This is a genomic window from Micromonospora sp. NPDC050187 (assembly GCF_044459745.1).
Classification (GTDB): domain Bacteria; phylum Actinomycetota; class Actinomycetes; order Mycobacteriales; family Micromonosporaceae; genus Micromonospora.
Genome location: NZ_JBITJH010000012.1, coordinates 109,814 through 128,792, shown reverse-complemented (window position 1 = coordinate 128,792; position 18,979 = coordinate 109,814). Strand labels below are relative to the sequence as shown.

General features: G+C 73.8%; 10 protein-coding genes. 2 read left to right on the top strand and 8 right to left on the bottom strand.

The window, feature by feature from the left end; translation table 11 throughout:
• Positions 1-48: 48 nt before the first annotated feature.
• The 3 genes from ACIBJE_RS19780 to ACIBJE_RS19770 form a co-directional block, all read right to left on the bottom strand.
• Positions 49-579, bottom strand: a complete 531-nt coding sequence (locus ACIBJE_RS19780) for a sugar O-acetyltransferase (RefSeq protein WP_396750290.1) — start codon at positions 577-579, stop codon at positions 49-51.
• Between the two features lie 125 nt (positions 580-704).
• Positions 705-1,328 carry a response regulator transcription factor gene (locus tag ACIBJE_RS19775; protein ID WP_396750288.1) on the bottom strand — a complete coding sequence of 208 codons (624 nt, stop codon included), beginning with the start codon at positions 1,326-1,328 and terminating at the stop codon, positions 705-707.
• A 114-nt stretch (positions 1,329-1,442) separates the two neighbouring features.
• Positions 1,443-1,805 (bottom strand): hypothetical protein, encoded by a 363-nt coding sequence (locus ACIBJE_RS19770; protein ID WP_396750286.1) that lies wholly within the window; start codon positions 1,803-1,805, stop codon positions 1,443-1,445.
• A 307-nt stretch (positions 1,806-2,112) separates the two neighbouring features.
• On the opposite strand from ACIBJE_RS19770, the gene ACIBJE_RS19765 reads away from it, so the two are divergent.
• Positions 2,113-4,449 carry an AAA family ATPase gene (locus ACIBJE_RS19765; RefSeq protein ID WP_396750284.1) on the top strand — a complete coding sequence of 779 codons (2,337 nt, stop codon included), beginning with the start codon at positions 2,113-2,115 and terminating at the stop codon, positions 4,447-4,449.
• Between the two features lie 55 nt (positions 4,450-4,504).
• The gene (locus ACIBJE_RS19760) at positions 4,505-7,987 is read left to right on the top strand and encodes a BTAD domain-containing putative transcriptional regulator (RefSeq protein ID WP_396750282.1); all 3,483 of its coding nucleotides are present in this window, start codon (positions 4,505-4,507) and stop codon (positions 7,985-7,987) included.
• On the opposite strand, the gene ACIBJE_RS19755 is transcribed toward ACIBJE_RS19760, so the two are convergent.
• The 5 genes from ACIBJE_RS19755 to ACIBJE_RS19735 all read right to left on the bottom strand — a co-directional run bounded on the left by ACIBJE_RS19755 (position 7,957) and on the right by ACIBJE_RS19735 (position 18,979).
• Positions 7,957-9,588 carry a protein kinase gene (locus tag ACIBJE_RS19755; protein ID WP_396750280.1) on the bottom strand — a complete coding sequence of 544 codons (1,632 nt, stop codon included), beginning with the start codon at positions 9,586-9,588 and terminating at the stop codon, positions 7,957-7,959. The genes ACIBJE_RS19760 and ACIBJE_RS19755 overlap by 31 nt on opposite strands.
• A 175-nt stretch (positions 9,589-9,763) precedes the next feature.
• Positions 9,764-12,619 carry a hypothetical protein gene (locus tag ACIBJE_RS19750; protein WP_396750278.1) on the bottom strand — a complete coding sequence of 952 codons (2,856 nt, stop codon included), beginning with the start codon at positions 12,617-12,619 and terminating at the stop codon, positions 9,764-9,766.
• 36 nt (positions 12,620-12,655) lie between these two features.
• Positions 12,656-12,964, bottom strand: a complete 309-nt coding sequence (locus tag ACIBJE_RS19745) for a YbaB/EbfC family nucleoid-associated protein (protein ID WP_396750276.1) — start codon at positions 12,962-12,964, stop codon at positions 12,656-12,658.
• An 11-nt stretch (positions 12,965-12,975) separates the two neighbouring features.
• Positions 12,976-16,311, bottom strand: a complete 3,336-nt coding sequence (locus ACIBJE_RS19740) for a right-handed parallel beta-helix repeat-containing protein (RefSeq protein ID WP_396750274.1) — start codon at positions 16,309-16,311, stop codon at positions 12,976-12,978.
• 7 nt (positions 16,312-16,318) lie between these two features.
• Positions 16,319-18,979 carry a hypothetical protein gene (locus ACIBJE_RS19735; RefSeq protein ID WP_396750272.1) on the bottom strand — a complete coding sequence of 887 codons (2,661 nt, stop codon included), beginning with the start codon at positions 18,977-18,979 and terminating at the stop codon, positions 16,319-16,321.

Here is an 18,979-nt window from a genome sequence, read left to right as displayed (position 1 = left end):
CACCTGCGTCGGGCCCGCGCCGTGCCCGCTCGGCGCGGACCCACCGGTTCAGGCGTCCCAGGTTCTGCGTCCGGAGGCCGCCGGGCCGGTCACGAGCGTGTTCGGCCCGACGTCCCTGGTCACCACGGCGCCGGCGCCCACCACGGAGTTGCGGCCGATCGTGACGCCCGGCAGGACGGTCACGGCGGCACCGAGCCACACGTTGTCCTCCAGCACGATCGGCGCCGCGTTGATGTACTCGCGCCGCTCCGTCGGTGGGACCGGGTGACCGGAGGTGACGAGGTTCGTCTTCGGGCCGATCATCACGCCGGCCCCGATCCGGATGCCGCCCTGGTCCAGGAACGTGCAGCCCTGGTTCACGAAGACGTTCTCGGCGAACTCGGTGCGCAGGCCGTAGTCGGTGAAGAACGGCGGAAAGATCCGCACGGACTCCGGCAGGGGTCCGGCGAAGATCCGCGCGAACAGTGCGGCGCGTCCCTCGGCGTCGCCGAACGGCAGCACGTTCAACCGCGACGTCAGGTCCGTGACCTGATGGATCCGATCCGCGACGCGGGCGAACTCCGGCGTCTGGACATACATCCGCTGAGTTGTTGCACCAAGCATGTGACGATCTCACCAAACGCCATGAGCAGGTAGCAAACAACCGACACGCCAGCCAGCAACAACCAACAGTTGTGGGACCTCGCGGCGGATCTCGACGCGGGTCAGATCATGCCGGCGCGCAGCGCGTACGCGACCGCGTGGGAACGGTTGCGCAGCTTCAGCCGGTGCGTGACGCCGTAGATGACGTTCTTGACGGTCCGCTCGGAGTAGCAGAGCTTGCCGGCGATCTCGCCGGTGTCGAACCCGTCCGCCATCAGGCGCAGCACGTCGACCTCGCGCGGGGTGAGACCGGAGGCGTTCAGGCCGTTCGGGGCGAGCACCTCGCGCTGGAGCCGCTCGATGTGCTTGAGCAACTCGCCGACCAGGTTCGGCGGCATGACGCCGCCGCCGTTGGCCGCGGCCAGGATGCTGTGCGCCAGCCGTTCGGCGGTGACCGCCGCTCGCGGCAGGACAGCCACCACCCGACAGTCCACCGCCGTGAGCAGCTCGCTCTCGGTGATCTCCCGGAGTACCAGGACCACCGGCAGGCCGGTCTCCGCAGCCGAACGTCGCAGCGTCGCCACCACGTCCACGGTCAGCTGCTCGCAGCCGAACACCAGCACCCGCGCAGCCGCGCGATCGGCGGCCGGCAGCAGCTCGACCGCCGAACAGGACCGCAGGAAACTGTCGAGCCCCGCGTAGCTGAACGGGTCTGACGCCTGTAGGACAAGCCGAACCTTCTCCACCGGAACCTCCGCGTCTCATGGCTGCGGCGAAAGTCTGCGGAACGATCCTTCAGAAAATCTCCACACCGCCTTCACGGCTGGTCCTCGGCATGTGAAGATTCGCGGCCACGGCGCTCAGCGGCTGGTGGGCCGGCCCGCCCCGGGCGGCACGAGCCGGGCCCGACGCAGCGCCTCGATGTACTTGGGAATCTCCGTCGCGGCCAACTCCAGCCGACCGGGCGCGAGCTGGTCGGCGAAGATGGCGTCGACGACGTCCAGGGCGAGGTCGTCGGGGATCTCGTCCACCCGCTGGGTCGGCACGTGCCGCCAGATGCGCAGGATGCGGAGCCGGGCCCGTACGGCGGAGAGCGTGCGTTCCAGCTCGGCTATGGCCTTGTCGGCCTGCGCCGCGTCCAGCACGAACCGCCCCTCGCGGGCGAGGGTGAGCAGAAGCTCACCGGCGAACGGGTTCGCCGGTGGATCCGGATCAGCCGACACCGGTCGAGTGCATCAGGCCGACGGCAGAGGCGGAAGTGAGCGCCTCCGGGTGTGCCCGGACTCCGGTCCGAACTGCCCGGTCTTGCGCCCACCGTGATCCGGCTTCCCCCGTGGACGGCGCGGGCGGGCACCCGGCCAGGCGATCATCCTGACTGGCAGGCGGCGTCGCGGATGGTGGACAATCGACAGGTGGGGAGTAAGCGGGCGGGTGGGGCATTCGACGAGATTCCGCCGGTAGCGGGATGCCAGGCACTCCCCGACCACTACGCCGGGGTCAGGCACTCACAGCAGCGAGCTAAGGGCAGCCATGTCAGCGGAGCAGGTGGGGATCGACCTCCGTTTGTTGGGTCCGGTGCGAGCCTGGCGGGACGGCACCGAGCTCGTGCTCGGCTCGGCACGCCGTACCGCTGTGCTCTGCGTGCTCGCACTGCACACCGGGCAGAGTGTCTCCCGCGACCAACTGGTCAGCGCCGTCTGGGGTGAGGAACCGCCGCCGAGCGCGACCGGCAACATCTACACGTACGTCTCCACCCTGCGTCAGATGCTGGAGCCGGCCCGGAGCCGGTGGACGGCGGGACGGTTGTTCAGCTCGGGCGGCGGCACGTACCGACTGCACCTCTCGCCGGACTCCGTCGACGTCCTCAGATTCGAGTCGCTGCGCGAGACGGCCCGGCGGCAACGGTCCGCCGGGCACACCGACGCCGAGCTGGCCACCGTGGCGGCGGCCCTGCGCCTGTGGCGTGGCGAGGCGCTCGCCGGGGTCCCCGGACCGTTCGCCGAGGGACAGCGGCAGCGCCTGGCCGAGCTGCGCCTCGCCACCGCCGAGCGGTACGCCGAGCTGCTGACCGTGCGCGGACGCCACGAGCAGGCCGCCCAGCTCCTGCGCGAGCTGACGACGGCCCATCCGCACCGGGAGGACCTGCGGGCCAGACTCGCCGCCGCGCCGCCGGAAGCGCGCGTCCCGGCGGCCGGGCACGGACCTCCCATCCGGACCGACGCGGCCCTGCTGCTCGGCCGCGACGCGGTACTGCACCGGCTCCGTCGGGCGGTGACCGAGGTCGCCACCGGGCGGGGCGGCAGCATCCTGCTCGAAGGTCCCGCCGGCATCGGCAAGACGGCCCTGCTCACGGCCGCGCTGCGCACCGCCCCGGACGGGTGCCGCATCGGCTGGGCGGTCGGGGACGAGGTCGCCCGGGACGTCCCGCTCGGCACCCTGCGCGACTGCGTCGAGTCCGCGCTGGCGGCCGGGCCGGACCATCCCACGGTGGAGGCGCTGGTCGCCGCGTCCGTCCCACCGAACCGGCCCGACGCCGACCAAGCGCTGGTCGCCGCGTCCGTCCCGGACCAGCCCGACGGCGCCGATCAGCCCGACGACGCCCACCGCGCCGATCACGCCGGCACCGACCGTACGGACCAGGCGGACGCCGACGCGGCCGCCCGGGCGGTGGAGCTGGTCCGTCGCACCACGGCCGAGGCGCCGCTCATCCTCGTCATCGACGATCTGCACTGGGCCGACCCGACCACGCTGCGGGCCTGGGCCACGCTGGGCGGGCAGGCGAGCGAGCTTCCGCTGCTCCTGGTCGCCGCCGTCCGGTCCGGCACGAGACGGACGGCCGAGCCGTCCGCCGAGATCGTCACACTCGGTCCGCTGGACCCCGGCTCGGCGGACGCCCTGGTCCGGGCGGTCGCCCCGCAACCGCCCGGGCCCCAGGAACTGGCCCGGATCCTCGACGAGGCCGACGGGCACCCGGAATACCTGCGGCAGCTCGCCACGAACGGGACCGACCCGTTCCCGGCAGCCGGTCTGGCCGCGACGGTCAGGGCACATCTCGCCCCGTACCCGGAGGACACCCGCCAGGTGTTGCGGGCAGTCGCGTTCCTCAGCGCGTACGAGGTGCGGACACCGGGCACGCAGCCGGCCGGCTGCACGACGGCCGAGGTGGCCGCGGCCACCGACCACCACCTCGACGATCTCGACCGGATGCTGGCCCCGGTGCGGGCCGCCGGGATCCTCGCGTCCGGGGACCGGCTGCGCTTCCGGCACCGGGTCGTGGTCCGCACCCTGTGCGAGAGCACGCCGGCCGCGCTCCGGGTCACCCTCTGCCGCCTGTACGCGGAGCGGCTCGCCGCGGCGGGCACGGCGCCCGAACGGGTGGTGGCGCTGATGCTCGCCGGGGAGGTGCCGGTCGACGACTACTACGGCGGCTGGCTGGCCGAGCACGTCGAACGGGTCGCCGAAACGGCACCACGGATCGCCGTCGCCGCGCTCGCGCAGGCTCATGCCCAGCACGCCCTCGACCCCGCCCGGCGACTCACACTCACCGCGTGGCTGGCCCGGCTGCTGCTGCGCGAGGATCGCAACGCCGCAGCCGAGGCCGGCTGGGTCGCCGCGCGTACCGCCGATCCGGAGCTGGCGGGTGAGATGCGCTGGATAGCCGCGCACAGCCACGAGCGCCGGGGCGACTTCGAGACCGCGGCGGAGATCGCCCACGCGGCGTTGCGGGAGCGCCGGATCGGCCCGCAGTGGATTGACCGGCTACGGGCGCTGCTCGGCCGGATCCGGCCGAGCCTGCCGGGCAACCCGACCGAGCCGCACCTGTCCCGGTCCGGGCTCGTCGGCGAGGCAAGGCCCACCGTCTCGTGACCGGTGGTCCCGTCCCTCGCGACGTCCGCCTCCCGTTCCCCACCATGGAGGGTCGATGGTGACCACACCGGACGACCGGCTCCGGGTGTCCGTTCTCGGGCCGGTCCGGGCCTGGCGCGGTGATCGGGAACTGTCGTTGGGTCCGGCCCGGCAGCGAGTGATCTTCGCGCTGCTCGCCACGGCCGTCGGGCGCGACGTCGGGCGCGACGAGCTGATCGCGGGGGTGTGGGGACCATCGCCGCCGACCACCGCGGTGGGCAGTGTCTACACGTACGTCTCCGGGTTACGTCGTAGCCTCGGGCCCGGGTCGCTGACCTCCGGCCCGGGCGGTTACGCCCTGCGCCTGCGCCCCGAGGACCTGGACAGCGAGCGGTTCGAGGTGCTCAGCGCCGAGGCGGAGCGGCTGCGGGCGGCCGGTGACCGGGCGGCCGCCGTGGCCCGGCTCGACGAGGCACTGCGGCTGTGGCACGGCGAGGCGTACGCCGGCCTCACCGGTGATCGTCTCGACGCGGAGCGGATCCGGCTCGCCGAGCGGCGACTCGGTGCCGCCGAACAGCGGGCCCGGACCCTCGTCGAGATGGGCGACGACGGCGTGGTGGCCGACCTCGCCGTGCTGGTCCGCGACCATCCCCTGCACGAGCCCCTGCACGAGCTGCTGATGCTCGTCCTGCACCGGAGCGGCCGGCGGACCGAGGCGCTGGAGGTGTACCGGGCGGCCCGGGACACGCTCCGTGCCGAACTCGGAGTCGAACCGGGCGCCGCCCTCGCCCGGCTGCACGACATCGTCTCCGGCGACCCGTCCGGGTCGTCCGGCGATCCGGGAGGACCGGCAGGGTCCGGGCCCGCGAACCGGACGGCGCGGGACGGGCCACCTCCGGCGACCCTCTCCGGCCGCGACACCGAGCTACGTCAGCTGCGGGAACTGGTCGCGGCGGTCGCCGCCGGCCAGGGCACCGTCGCCTGGGTCGAGGGCGAACCCGGCATCGGCAAGACCACACTGCTCCACGCCGCGTTCGACGACGCGGCCGAGCGAGGGTGCCGGGTCGCCTGGGGGCTCGCCGAGGAGCCGGACCAGCACGTCCCACTCTCGACGGCGATGCGGGCGCTGGGCCTGGCGACCGATCCCGTCACAGGTCACCCGTCCGCCGCCGGGCCCGGCGGGATCGCCGGGGTGGCCGGGGTGGCCGGGGTGGCCGGAACCCCCGCCCCGGCGGTGGCCGAACGGGTGCTGGCCGAGATACGCGCCGCCTCTGCCACCGCTCCCCTCCTGCTGGTCCTCGACGGTCTGCACGGCGCCGACCGATCCGGTGCCCCGTTCTGGGAGCGGCTGGTCGCCATCACCCGCCGGCTGCCTCTGCTGGTGGTGGCAGCCGCCCGGCTGGAGCCGGGCGCCCGGCACCTGGCGCGGCTACGCCGCGCCGTCCAGGCCCGGCAGGGTCACCTGCTCCACCTGGAGGCCCTGCCCGCGAACGCGGTCGAGCAGGTGGTGACCGGCCTGGTGGGCGTGCCACCCGGGCCGAACCTGGCCGAGGTGGTCGCCATCTCGGCGGGTAACCCCCGTTACGCCCACGAGCTGACCACGGCCCTGCTGCGAAGGGGTGCGGTGCAGGTGGTCGACGGGGTGGCCGACATTCCCGACTCCACCCCGATCGAAGCCCCACGTCCGCTGCTCGCGATGATCCGCGCCGCCATGGACAGCCTCACGGCCGACACCCAGGAGGTGCTCCGGACGGCTGCGCTGCTCGGTGCCCGCTTCTCCGTCGACGACGTGGGCGCGGTGGCCGGCCGCTCCGCCGTCGACCTGGTGTCCAGCCTGGAGGAAGCGCTCGCCGCGAGGGTCGTCGTGGACGCCGGCACCGACCTGGCCTTCCGGCACCGGTTCCTGCGGCAGATGCTGTACGAGAGCATCCCCGCCCCGGCCCGGTCGGCACTGCACCGGCACACCGCCGAGGTGCTGGCGAACGGCGGCAGCCCGGTGGGTCGGGTGGCCGAGCAACTCGCCGCGGCGACCTCGACGGTGGACGGCTGGGTGGTTGCCTGGCTGGTCACCCATCACGTCGAGCTGGTCCGCCGGGCACCGCAGCTCGCCGGCGAGTTGCTCCGTCGGGTGCTCGCCACCGACCTGCCCGATCCGGCGCAGCGGGAGCGCCTGCTGGTCGCGCTGGTCCGGCTCGAGTTCCGGCACGGGCGTCCGGCACTGGACGAGGCACGGGAGGCGTTCCGGCTCGCCTCGGACCCGGCCGACCGCGCCGAGATGCGTCACCTGCTCGCCGCGATGACCCACCGCAGCGGTGACGTCGCGGCCGCGCTCGGCATCGTCGAGGAGGCGCTCGCCGACCCCGCCGTCCCCGCGCTCTGGCACACCCGGCACCAGATGCTGCTGGCCAACTTCCACCGGGGTCCACTCGACGACCTCGACCGGGCGGACCGGACGGCGACGGCGCGGTACACCGCCGCGCTCGCCGCGAACCAGCCGTACGAGGCGGTGTTCGCCCTACGGACCACCTGGCTGACCAACACCATCCGGCGCGACCACGAGCGGGCACTGGAGTACGTCGACCGCGCGCTCGACATCATGCGCGACCACCCGGCCTTCAGCGGTCTGTACCTGGACCTGCTCGACAACCGGACGTTCACGCTCCACAACCTGGACCGACTCGAGGACGCCGAGCGGACGCTGCGCGAGGCCGCGCTCTTCGCGCTGCGGCACCGGCTGCCGTCCGGACTGCACGTCGCCGCAGCGGTGCAGCACTACTGGTCCGGACGCTGGGACGACGTGTTGTCCGTGGTCAGCGCGGTCACCGACGATCCACTCGGGTCTACGCTGCTGGGCACCCGGGAGCCGGGTGCGGTCGCCATGCTGCTGCACGGCGCGGCCGCGCTCGTCGCCGCCCGCCGGGACGACGCCGTGTTGGCCAACGGGCACCTCGACTCGACCGAATTGCTGCCGGCCACCGAAGCCGAGCGCGAGAGCTGCGACTTCCTGCTGGTCGCCCGCGCACTGCTCGCCGAGCAGCAGGGCCGCCCGGAGCCGGCCCTGCAACTCCTCGACCCGCTGCTGGTGCCGGCGTACGCCCCGTTGATGGTGCGGCACCAGTGGCTGCCCGACACCGTCCGGCTCGCGCTGGAGCTGGATCGACGGGACGTGGCCGAACGAGCGGCGGCCATCTGCGCCGACGAGGCGGCCAGGGAGGTCCGGCCGGCGCGGGCGCATCCGGCGGCGGCACGATGCCGGGCGCTGCTCACCGGCGACCCGGAGCCGGCGCTGGCCGCATCGGCGCACTACCGCGCGGTCGGCCGGGTGGTGGAATTGGCCGCCGCGCTGGAAGACGCCGCCGTGCTGCTCGCGGCCGGTCGGCGCCCGCACGCGGCGGCCCGGGCCGGCGGCGAGGCGGCCGATCTGTACGCCATGCTCGGCGCCCGGTGGGATCTGCGCCGTGCCCGTCGCCGGCTGGGCGAGTACGGCGTGGACCTCTCCCCTGCCCGGCGGCCGGAGGGCAGGGGCGCTCAGCGCACCTCGATCTCGTGCAGCGAGTAGCCGTAGGTGCCGACGCGCCGGGTGCCGTACATCCGGACGTAGCGGCCGGTCGCACCGTCGGTGGTGATCCGCTCGACCCCGCCCCGGCCCGCTGAGGTGCGGTGCACCGTCGTCCACCGCCGGCCGTCCGGGGAGACGTCCACCCGGTAGCCGGTGGCGTGGGCCAGTTCCCAGCGCAGCACGATCTCGTTGATCCGCCACTGCGCGCCCAGGTCGACGGTCAGCCACTGTGGGTCGCTGAACTGGCTGCCCCACCGGCTCACGTGGTCACCGTCGACGGCGTTGGCGGCGGCCCACGGATAGCCTTCCACACTGGAGGCGGTCGCGGGTCGGCCGAGGGCCAGGTTACGGCCGGAGGCGTTCACCAGGGCCCGCGGCCCGGAGCTGGCCGCAGGCCGGGAGGGCTCGGTCCCGGCTGCCGGCGCGCTGCGCGACCGAGTCGGGGTGGGGGCGGCCGAGGATGGGGATGTCCGCTCCGGGGCCGGCGTCTGCGCGGACACCGCGCTCGACGGCGAAAGCGACCCGGCGGACGGTGACGTGGCAGGACCCGCCTCCGGCCGGTCGTCGGCGTTGGCGACCAGACCGGCGACCGTCACCCCGGTGAGCACCAGCAGCGCGGCCACGCCGCTCAGCGCCGCCCGCCTGCGGCGAGCCGACCGGACCGGCCGTTCGGGGGCCGCCGTCGAGCGCTGGTCGGCGGTTGCCGTCGGGCGCTGGTCGGCGGTTGCGGTCGGGCGCTGCTCGACGGTCGGCGTCGGCGTCCCGGACTGGTTGCCCAGCAGTATCGCGAGCAGCTCCGGGGCGGTCGGCCGGTCGGCGGGATCCTTGGCCAACGCCGCGCGCACCGGTTCCCTGAGGGACTCCGGCAGACCGTCGAGCTGCGGCGGCTGAGTGAGGATGCGCGCCGCGGTCGCGGACGGCGAGTCGCCGTGGAACGGCGTCTTCCCGGTGCCGGCGAAGGCGATCACGCAGCCCCAGGCGAACACGTCGGCCGCAGCGGTGACCGGCTTCTCCGACTCACCGGAGAACCGTTCCGGGGCCATGTAGGCCACCGTGCCGACCATGACGTCGGTGCGGGTGTGCTGGCTGGTGGCCTCGAACGATCGCGCGATGCCGAAGTCGATCACCTTGGGGCTGCCCGGCGCCAGCAGGACATTGTCCGGCTTGAGGTCGCGGTGGATGATGCCCGCGCCGTGGATGCCGGTCAGCGCGGTGGCGACCCCCACCGCGAGCGACTGCAGCGCACCGCCCCGCAGCGGGCCGCGTTCGGCGATGACCTCGTCCAGGCTCGGGCCGTCGATGTACTCGACGACCAGGTACGGCGGGTCGTGGTCCAGGTCGGCGTCGAGGAACTCGGCGGTACAGAACGACGGCACTCGCCGGGCCCGCTCGACCTCGCCACGGAATCGGCGGGCGAACTCGGGGTCGGTAGCGAGGTCCGGATGGATGAGCTTGATCGCGACGTAGCTGCCGTCGTCACTTTCCGCCAGGTAGACCACTCCCATGCCACCCCGGCCAAGCCGACCGACGAGCAGGTAGTCACCCAGCCGCTCGGGATCGGTCGAGCGCAACGGGCTCACGCGGTACGCGGTGTCGATCATGTCTCCCTCTTGGACGGAACCGACGCGTCCGCGCCGAGCGCCTACGCCGGCATCGTCAGGTATACCAAGACACCGACCCACCGACAACGACACGGACTGTGGCAGGGTAGCGCTCCCACCGGCGTACCGGACTGCCCGGCGGAACCGCCCCGGGGAGCGATTCAGCCACTCTCTGTCATGCGATACCCGGAACGCATGCGAAGCGGGGCACCGTCGCACCGCCGACCCGGCCACGTCGACCGGTCGCCGCCCACCGGTCGTGGCAACGGAGCAACGACGTCAGCGCGAGGTCGTCGAAGGGACCACGCTCGCGAACCGGCTCTTCGGCGGCGAGTTCCCGCAGCAGCAGGCGACCGGGATGGTCTGGGCCCGGATGCACCGTCTCCAACACCTTGAAGCGGGTGCCGGGCAGGAACAACACCCGGCCGGCGGCGCGGTGGTCGTCCTCCGGCTCGACCAGCCGGGTCCGGCGGGCGGTCATCGACCAGAGCAGGACGTCGACGTTGCCCGGAACGTTCATGGGCGGCTCGGTCAGCGCGTGGGTGAACCCCCAGTCCGTCAGCGTCTCCCGCGCGGCGATCTCCCGCAGGTCGTCGCCGGAGAGCGTGGCGGAGAGGCAGGCGGCGCCCCGATGCGACGGCAGCCGGGCGACCCCGGCCGCCACGCACCGGGCGAAGTACACCGCGTCGCCGGCCGATCCGGAGCGCAGCGCCCGGTCCACGGCCTCGCCCGGAGCCGACAGGTAGAGGCGTACGGCGACCGCGTCGACCAGCGAGTCGCCGCCCGCGTGCAGGCGGGGATGCTCGGCGAGCAGCCGGGAGACCGAACTGGCGGCGGCGTCGAACTCCTGGCTGAACCGCTGTCGCAGCCACGACCGCTCGGCGTCGAGCCCGGTCGGGGTGGGTAGCCCCTGCGCGTCCGGTGCCGGCGTGGTCTGGAACCGCAGGGGCCGCCGGGCGGCATCGGGTCGACAGGTCGCGGTCTCCGTCGGGACCACGGCGGGCGGCATGGCCGGAGTCGGGGCGGAGCGCCTGGCGGGCATGGGCTCCCGGACCACGGCGGGCGGTTCGGGTGGCGTGGCGGGCAGCTCCCGGAGCACGGCGGGCGCGGCGAGTCGCGCCGCGGACAGCGGGTTCGGCCGCGCGATGTGCCGGCTCGTGGTCGGGATGGCGAGCGCCGACCGGGCCGGCGCGGCAGGGATGCCGGTGGGGGCGTCGACGGGTACGGACTGGTCCCAGAGCGGAGCGACGCCCGAGGGATCCCTCGGGCGACCGGGCACCATCCGGGCCGGGGCCAGCGAAGGCGGCGCGGGGAACGGGTACGGCGGCGCGGCGACCGGGTGCGACGGCGCGGCGACCCGGGGCGACGGCGGAGCGGCCGGGCCGAGCTGACCCCCGGCCGTCCCCGTCGGCCGGCCGGCGACTGTCCCGGTGCCCACGGTGGTGGTCGAAGTGGCGATCTCCGGAGTGGCAGCGGTGACCGGAGGTGGCACCCCGACCGGGGTGGGTCCGACTCCCGGCGGTCCCGGGTCCGCGACGGACGCGGTCAGGAAGTCGGCGGCGGCCGGGTTCGGCACACCGGTCGCCGCCCGGGTGTCCGACGCCGCCGCCGGCACCCAGGACGGGGACTGGGGTCCGGGAACGGCCGACACCGCGAGGGCCTCGGCGGATGACGGTGCCACCTCGATCGGCTCCTCCAGGGCCAGGTCCGCCGCGGTGAACCGGTAGGTCAGCCCGTCACCGGGGTCGCCGTCGGCGCTGCCGGTGGGCCGTCCCCGCCGGCTGGCCGCCACCGCCGACGCGAGGTGCAGGGTGCTGCGGGCACGGGTGGCCGGATCCAGCCGGGCGGCCAGGTCCTCGGCGAGTTCACGGAGGCGCGGGACCCGGGACGGGACCGTGTCGTCGACGATGAGGGCGTGCCGGCTCGGATCGGCCGGATGGGCCCGGATCCGGCCGGCGTTGCGCGGCGTGTCGTCGGCGCGGATCCATAGCCCGGACTGGACGATCTCGACGACCGCGTCTGCGGCGTAGCGGTGGGCCAACGGGCCGACCGGGTCTCCGAGCAGCACCGGGGCGTGGTGACTGAGGATCCGTGGCAGCTTCGCCGCGGCGCCGGGCGTGGGACGCGGGGTGAAACAGAGTTCCCGGACGAGGACCTGCCAGCCGAGACGGCCGTCCAGCGTGACGGTGTGCATGTGCGTGCGGTCTGGCCGCCCGACGGGGATGCCGCCGAAGCAGACCACGGGCGACTCCAGCACGTCCGCCAGCCGCTGGCCCAGAGCCTCGCCCGCCGGCAACTGAACCGGCCCGTACTGCACGAACCGGGCGTGTCGCCGGCCGTCCGGGTCGAGTTCGCGCCAGAAGCGGGCGACGTCGTCGATGGCGAGAGGGGGCGTGCCGGGGCAGCCGAGGACGACCGTCATCGCCTCGGGCTGGCAGGGCAACGCGGCTGTCAGCCACCGCCAACGGCCGCTGACCACGGCCGGATCGCGGGTGTCACGGATCCAGACTCCGCCGGGGATGGGCTCGACGGCGCCCACCGCACTGGTCGGCCGGAACCGCGCGGCAGCGGCGTCCCAGGCCGGGGCGGGGTAGCGCTGGGACTCCCAGACCGGCGTCCGGCCCGGCCGGTAGCGTACCCAGCCACTGCCCTCGGCGGTGTGCGCGAAGAGGGTTCCGGCCACCGCGCGGACGGTCCGTCCGTGCGACGTGACGACCGGGCGGCGTAGCCGGTCGCAGAGCCACTGCGCGGCGAGGGCACCGGTGTCGGCGGATGCCCCGCAGACGACGAGCCGGATGCCGCGCCGACGCCGCTTCAACGCTGCGGCGACCGACCGCCAGGTGCCGACCGGCAGGTCGTGGTGAAGATCGAGTACGACGATGTCGTTGTCGGGGTCCTCGGCGACCGCCAGGGCCAGCGACCGGGCCTCCACGCTGATCCGTTCGTCGGCGTGCAGGACGAGCGCGTTACCGACCTGATGCCGGAAGATCCCCGTTGGCGTGTGGCCGCGAAGGGAGTGCAACAACCTCATTCGACTGGTCCCCTCACCACGCCCGGCACCGGCCGGTCAGTAGAGATTGATCTCGACCGCGCCCATCTTGTCCTGGGCCAGCGTGGCCGCGTTGGCCGCGGCGGCCCGGATCGACTGGGTGATCGCGTTCTGCAGGGCCGCCACGTCGCGGGTGTCGAACACGGCGGGGCTGACCTGTACGGCCTTGAGCTGCCCGAGACCGCTGGCCAGCACGACTACGGTGCCGTCGGCGGAACGGCCGGTGACCAGAGCGTTTTCGAGACTGGCCTGCGCACTGCGCAGCCGCTGTTCGAACGCGCGTCCGGCCTCGATCATCTCCTCACGCGTGGGCTGCTGCTGCGACATGACGTCTCCTCTCAGCCGACCGCGGCGAGGCCGCCGTGGTGGCGGGCCGCCAGGACCGCCGGATCGTTCCGGCTGACCAGTCCGTTCAGGTCGGCCAGCGCGAGGGTGCGGGACCCGGTGGCCCGGCTCAGGCTCCGGGAGAGCAGGTGGGCGGCGCGTACGGTCCGCTCGGGCACCCGCGCGGCCAGCCCGGTGAGCGCGGCCCGGACATCGTCGGGGATCTCGTGACCGCGCCTCGTCAGATGCCGCGCCACCACCTCGGCCAGTTCGGTGACGGTGAGTTCGGGGATGCCCCACGCCTGCCCGAACGCCTCGGTGAGACCGGGCACCGCGACCCCGAGTCGGGCCGTAACGGCCGGTTCGGCGACCAGCACGACGACCGGATCGCCCAGCGCGGGGCGCATCTGCTCGACCAACGCCTCGACGATCTCCGGAGCGCCACCGGTGCCGTCGTCGACGTAGTCGATCATCAAGGTGCCTCCGGTCGCGTCCTGGAGCGCGGCCCGCACCAGGCTGTGGACCTGCCCCGGCCACCCGGGCGCGAGGTGCTCGACCGTCGAGACGTGCACCACCTGGCCGACCGGAACCAGGTCCAGTTCGGACAGGGCGGCGGCGTACTGCCGGACGAGTTCGCTGCGGCCACTACCGGGTACGCCGGAGAGCAGGGCGTTGCCGTGTCTGCCGTAGGAGCGGCGGCGGTTGCGCAGCTCGCACAGATGGAGCAGGGTCGCGCCGACCGCCTCGCGGGTGTCGGCCGCACCGACCAGCCGGCCGATCCGCTGCCAGCTCTGTGCGGCGTTGATCGCGCCGGTGGGATTCCGGCTCGGGTCGGGTCGGCTCTTCTGCTCGACCGGCAGATCGTCCAGCAGCGCCAGCTCAGGGGCGAGGTCCTCGGCGGTGAGCCGGTTGATCTGGGTGTCCTTGGTCGGCGGAGTGACCGCCAGTCGGGACGCCTGGTTGTTGATCATCGCTTCGAACAGCTTGCGGGCCACCCGGCCGTTACCGAACGTCGAGGTCCTCGGGATCCGCTCGAAGTAGGCGGTCAGCCCCTCGACGGCGTCGTCGGTCAGCTCGAAGTAGTGCTTGCGGCACAGGTTCGAGGTGATGGTGACCAGCTCGTCGACCGAGTAGTTCGGGAACTCGATGGTCCGGGTGAACCGGGACGCCAGACCGGGGTTGGAGGCGAGGAACTTCTCCATCAGCTCCGAATACCCCGCCACGATCACCACCAGCTCGTCGCGCTGGTCTTCCATGATCTTCATCAGCGCGTCGATGGCCTCCTGACCGAAGTCCGGGCCCGACCCGCCGGAGCCGGCCGACAGCGTGTACGCCTCGTCGATGAAGAGCACCCCACCGATCGCCTTGTTGACCAGCTCGGTGGTCTTGATCGCGGTCGAGCCGATGTACTGGCCGACCAGGTCCGCCCGGGCCGCCTCGATCATGTGGCCCTTGGCCAGGATGCCCAGCTCGGCGAGGACCGCGCCGTAGAGCCGCGCAACGGTGGTCTTACCGGTGCCGGGCGGGCCGGCGAAGACCAGGTGCCGGCTCATCGGCGGCATCGGCAGGCCCATCTGCTGCCGGACCTGCGACATCCTGATCAGGTTGATCAGCGCGGTGACCTCCTGTTTCACCCCACGCAGGCCGATCAGGCCGTTGAGCTCACGCAACGGTCCGCTCAGCTCCCCGTCCGCCGCGTCGGCGGCGGGAGGCCCGTCCGGGTCCGGGACCTCCTCGGGGGCGTACCCGGCACCGGTGGGGGCCGGGGAGGTGGGCGCCACGGAGCGGGCGGCCCGTCCCGTGGTCAGCGAGGTGATGGTCGGGCGGGCGTCGTCGGCCTGACGGACGTCCTCGCCGCCGCTGTCCCGGGCGACACAGCGGGTGATCGACACCGGCTCCGCAGTGTCCACGTCGAAACCGGCGGCGCCGCTCTCCAGCACCTCGCAGTCGGTGAAGGTGCCCCGGGAGCCGCGCTCCAGCCGGATCCCCGCCTGGCGGGCCCGGCGGATCCGCATCCGGCTGGCGGTCACCACGCCGGACGCGCCGACCTGGAGGCCGTCTCCCGCCACGTCGGTGAACTCGGTGTCCTGGATCCGCAGGTCCGCGTGGTCGGTCACCCGCACACCGGCTCCGTCGAGCACCGCCGACCGCAGCGCCAACGTCGCGCCGGAGCCGACCACGACGCAGGCGGCCGCCGTACCGCTGAACCGGGCGTCGCGGATGGTGGCGCGCGCCGACTCCCGCAGGTCGAGCGCGACGGCGCTGGCGGCGTCGACCACCAGATCAGTGCCGTCGAGGCCGGCGCCCTCGGTGACCAGCAGCCCGGCTCCGGTGGTGACGGCGAGGCGCAGCCGCTGCACGCTCATCGATGCCGCACCGGTCACCACCGCCGCCTGCTCGCTGCTGCCCCGGATGGTCATCCCCTCGAACCGGGGCGTGCTCTCCGCCTCGACGGTCACGCCGACCGGCGAGTCCGTGAAGACGCAGTCGGTGAACGTCGGCTTCGCCGCACCGGTGACGTGGGCGGCGCTGCGTCCGGCGGAGCCGAACGTGCACCCCCGGAAGGTCGGCGCGGCACCGCCGGCGACGTGTACGGACTGGAAGAGCGCGCCGGTGAACTCGGAGTCCGTGACCACCGCGTCGATCTCGCCGCGCATGAACACGTCGACGTTGGCGCTCTCCCGCACCCGCAGGCGGTTGATCCGGGCGTGCCCGCGCTGCTCCACCACGAGCGCCGGTTTGCCGGCGGCGGTGATCTCGCACTGCTCGGCGACGAGCCGGCCGTCGCCGTTGACACAGATGCTGTTCGCGCCGGCCCGCTCCACGGTGCAGCGACGCAGCGTCAGCGAGCCCTGGTCGCTGACCACGATGCCGGAGGTGGCGACGTCGCGGATCACGGTGTCCTCCACCGTGCTCGTGCCCGGCGCGGTCACCACGATCGCGGCCCCCGAGGAGGAGCGGATCTCGCAGTTGCGCAGCGCGATCGTGCCCTTCAGCCGGGCCAGCAACGTCACCCAGGCGGCACCCTCGACGCGACAGCCGTCCAGGGCCGCCTCGCCGGCGTACGCGTCGACCGCGGCCAGCTTCGGATCGGCGCTCGACAGCGAGATCCCCCGCAACTGGGCGCCCTCGCCGTGTACGGCCAGGACGCTCCCCTCCTCCACGTGCACCTCGACGAGGGCGCCCGGCTCGGCGGCGATGGTGATCCGGTTGCCGACGACCAGCCTCTCCGCGTACCGGCCGGGGTGGACGGTGATGGTGGCACCCGGCTCGGCGCGGGCGACCGCCGCGCCGATCGTGGCGAACGCGCCAGGCTGTCCGCCGCCCACCGTCAGGACCTGTCGACTCATCGCGGCATCACCCCTTCTTCCCGACCGGCGGACGGACGAGGCCGGGCAGCGCGCCGAAGCGGCCGACCGAGGCGGTGCCGATCCGCCTGCGGGGATCCGCGCCGGCCCACCGGTCGAGGCTGCGGCGCAGGGACGTGACAGCCAGTTCGTCGAGCGACGACCGCTTCTGGTCGACCCGGCCGTCGTCGTCGATCTCGTTGGCGCCGATCTCGCGGAGCAGGATGGTGCCGCGCCGGCCACCGGCCGGTTCCGCCGTCTCCAGGATCTTGAAGTGGGTGCCGGGCAGGAACACCACCCGGTCCTCGACGCGCTCGTCCCCCTCCGGCTCCAGCAGGGCGGTACGGCGGGCGGTCATCGACCAGATCAGCACGTCGGTGTCGCCGTCCTGGCCGGCGCAGGGTGCGGTCAGCATGGTGACGAAGCTCCAGTCGGTGACCAGGCGTCGGCCCCGGTACAGGTGCCACTCGTCGCCGCCCGGCGAGGTACGCACGACGGTGCTCCCCCGGAACGACGGCAACCGGGAGAGGCCGGAGACCGCGCAGCGGGCGAGCGGAACGTGTGGACCGATCGCGCCCGATCGGAGGCCGGCGTCGATGCCGGCGCCCCGGCGGGTCAGGAACAGCCGGGTCGCCACCGAGTCGACGAGGATGTCGTCGGCGGTGCTGTCACCACCGGCCTTCATCCCCGGGTGCTCCGACATGATCCGGGAGACCGAGCTGGCCATGGTGTCGAAGTCCCGGCTCAGTGAGCGGCGCAGCCAGGCCCTCTCCTCCGCCAACCCGTGGCTGGGCATCAGGGCGGAGGCGTCCGGCGTCACCACCGGCTGAATCCGGTGACCGGACGGCCCGCTCTCCGTCACCGGCCCGACCCTGCGGACGGACGCCACCTCCGTCGGCACCTCCACGACCGCTGCCACCGACACCTCGACGGGTACGGCTGGCGGCGGCGCGGGCGGAGTCGACGCCTCGGCCGACCGGGACGCGACGCCGGTAGCCGGACCCGGCGCGACGTCGGGAGCAGGACCGGTAGCCGGACCCGGCGCGACCTCGGGAGCGGAAACAACAGCCGGACCCGGCGCGCTGGGCGGAGGCGGCGGCAGCGCCGGTCCGGCCGTCGCCGTCAATCCCACCGGGTGCGCCGGCCCGACCTCACCGGATCCGTCGATCGAGGACTCGGTCGGAATCTCGGCGGCAGCGGGTGGGACCACCGGAGCTGGCGCCGGCATCGCGGCGGCGGGTGCCACCGGCGAAACCGGGGACAGGTCGATCGGCTCGGGGATGGCCGTGGCGCTGACGGTCGGGATCTCCGCCGGCACGCCGGGGGCGGGCGGGGAGGCGGCCGTCGGCGGCATCGATGGCGGCTCCGGTGCCAGCGTCAGGTTCGCCTCCGCGCGACCGCCCGGCTTCTGCCCCGGCACCAGCACCGACGCCGGGAACAGTGCGCTGGGCTGCCCCACGCCACGGTCGATCCGGGCCGCCAGGTCCTCGGCGAGTTCCCGCATCCGCGCCGTCCGGTTCGGCGTGGTGTCGTCGAAGATCATGGTGATGCCCTCGGGGTCGAGCGGCGTCGCCCGGACCCGTTCCGCGTTCCCCGGCTCTTCTGCCGGGCGGACCCACAGTCCGGCCTCGATCACCTCGACCACCGCGTCCGGGGCGTACCAGTACACCCGGGGCTCGATCTCCTCGGTCCACCGCAACGGGCCACGGTGGTCGAGCAGGAGCGGCCGGCGGGCCAGCGAGTTGGGGTGTGGCCGTGGTGAGTAGCCGAGTTCCAGGGCGAAGGGCGACCAGCCCAGGACGCCGTCCGCGCGTACCGTCCGGATCTCGAACTTGCCGGGCGCGCCGATCGGGACTCCCGGGTAGCAGACGACCTTGGTGGCGAGCAGGTCGGCGAGCGTCTGGCCGAACGACTCGCCCTCCGGCATGCGTATCTCGCCGTACTGCACGAAGCGGGCCCGCAGCCGGCTGTCCGGGTCCAGGTCACGCCAGAACCGGACCACGTCGTCGAGCGAGAGCGGCTCGGTGCCGGGGCAGCCGAGCAGGACGGTCATCGTCTCCGACTGGCACGGCAGGTCGGCGACGAGGCGACCGCGGTGCTCGGCGACGACCTCCGGCGCCCGTACGTCGTGGATCCACACCCCGCCGGGCAGCGGCTCGATCTCGCCGGTGGAGCTGGAGGCCCGGCGTTCGGTCGCGGCACTGTCCCAGACCGGCGTCGGATACCGCTTGGAGTCCCAGGCCGGCGGCTTGCCCGGCCGGAACCGCACCCAGCCGCTGCCCGGCTTCGAGTGCACGAAGAGCGCACCGGCCGCCCCCCGGATCAGGTCACCGTCGGGCGCGATCACCGTCCGGTTCAGCCGCTCCGACAGCCACTGCCCGGCCATCGCCGCCGTGTCGTTCCGCTCCCCGCAGGCGACCAGCCGGATACCGCGACGGCGGCGCGGCAGGACACCGGCCATCGACTCCCAGGAGCCGATCGGGATGCCGCTGCCCAGATCCAGCACGACCAGGTCGTTCTCGCTGTCCGCCACCACCGAGAGCGCCAGGGACTGCGCCTCGCCGCTGATCTCGTCCGGGTGGTGCAGGACGAGCGCGTTGCCGACGGTGTGCTGCACCACGTCGCCGGGCTGACTCCGCCCGCCGCGCAGCAGATCTCGGATGGATGCCAT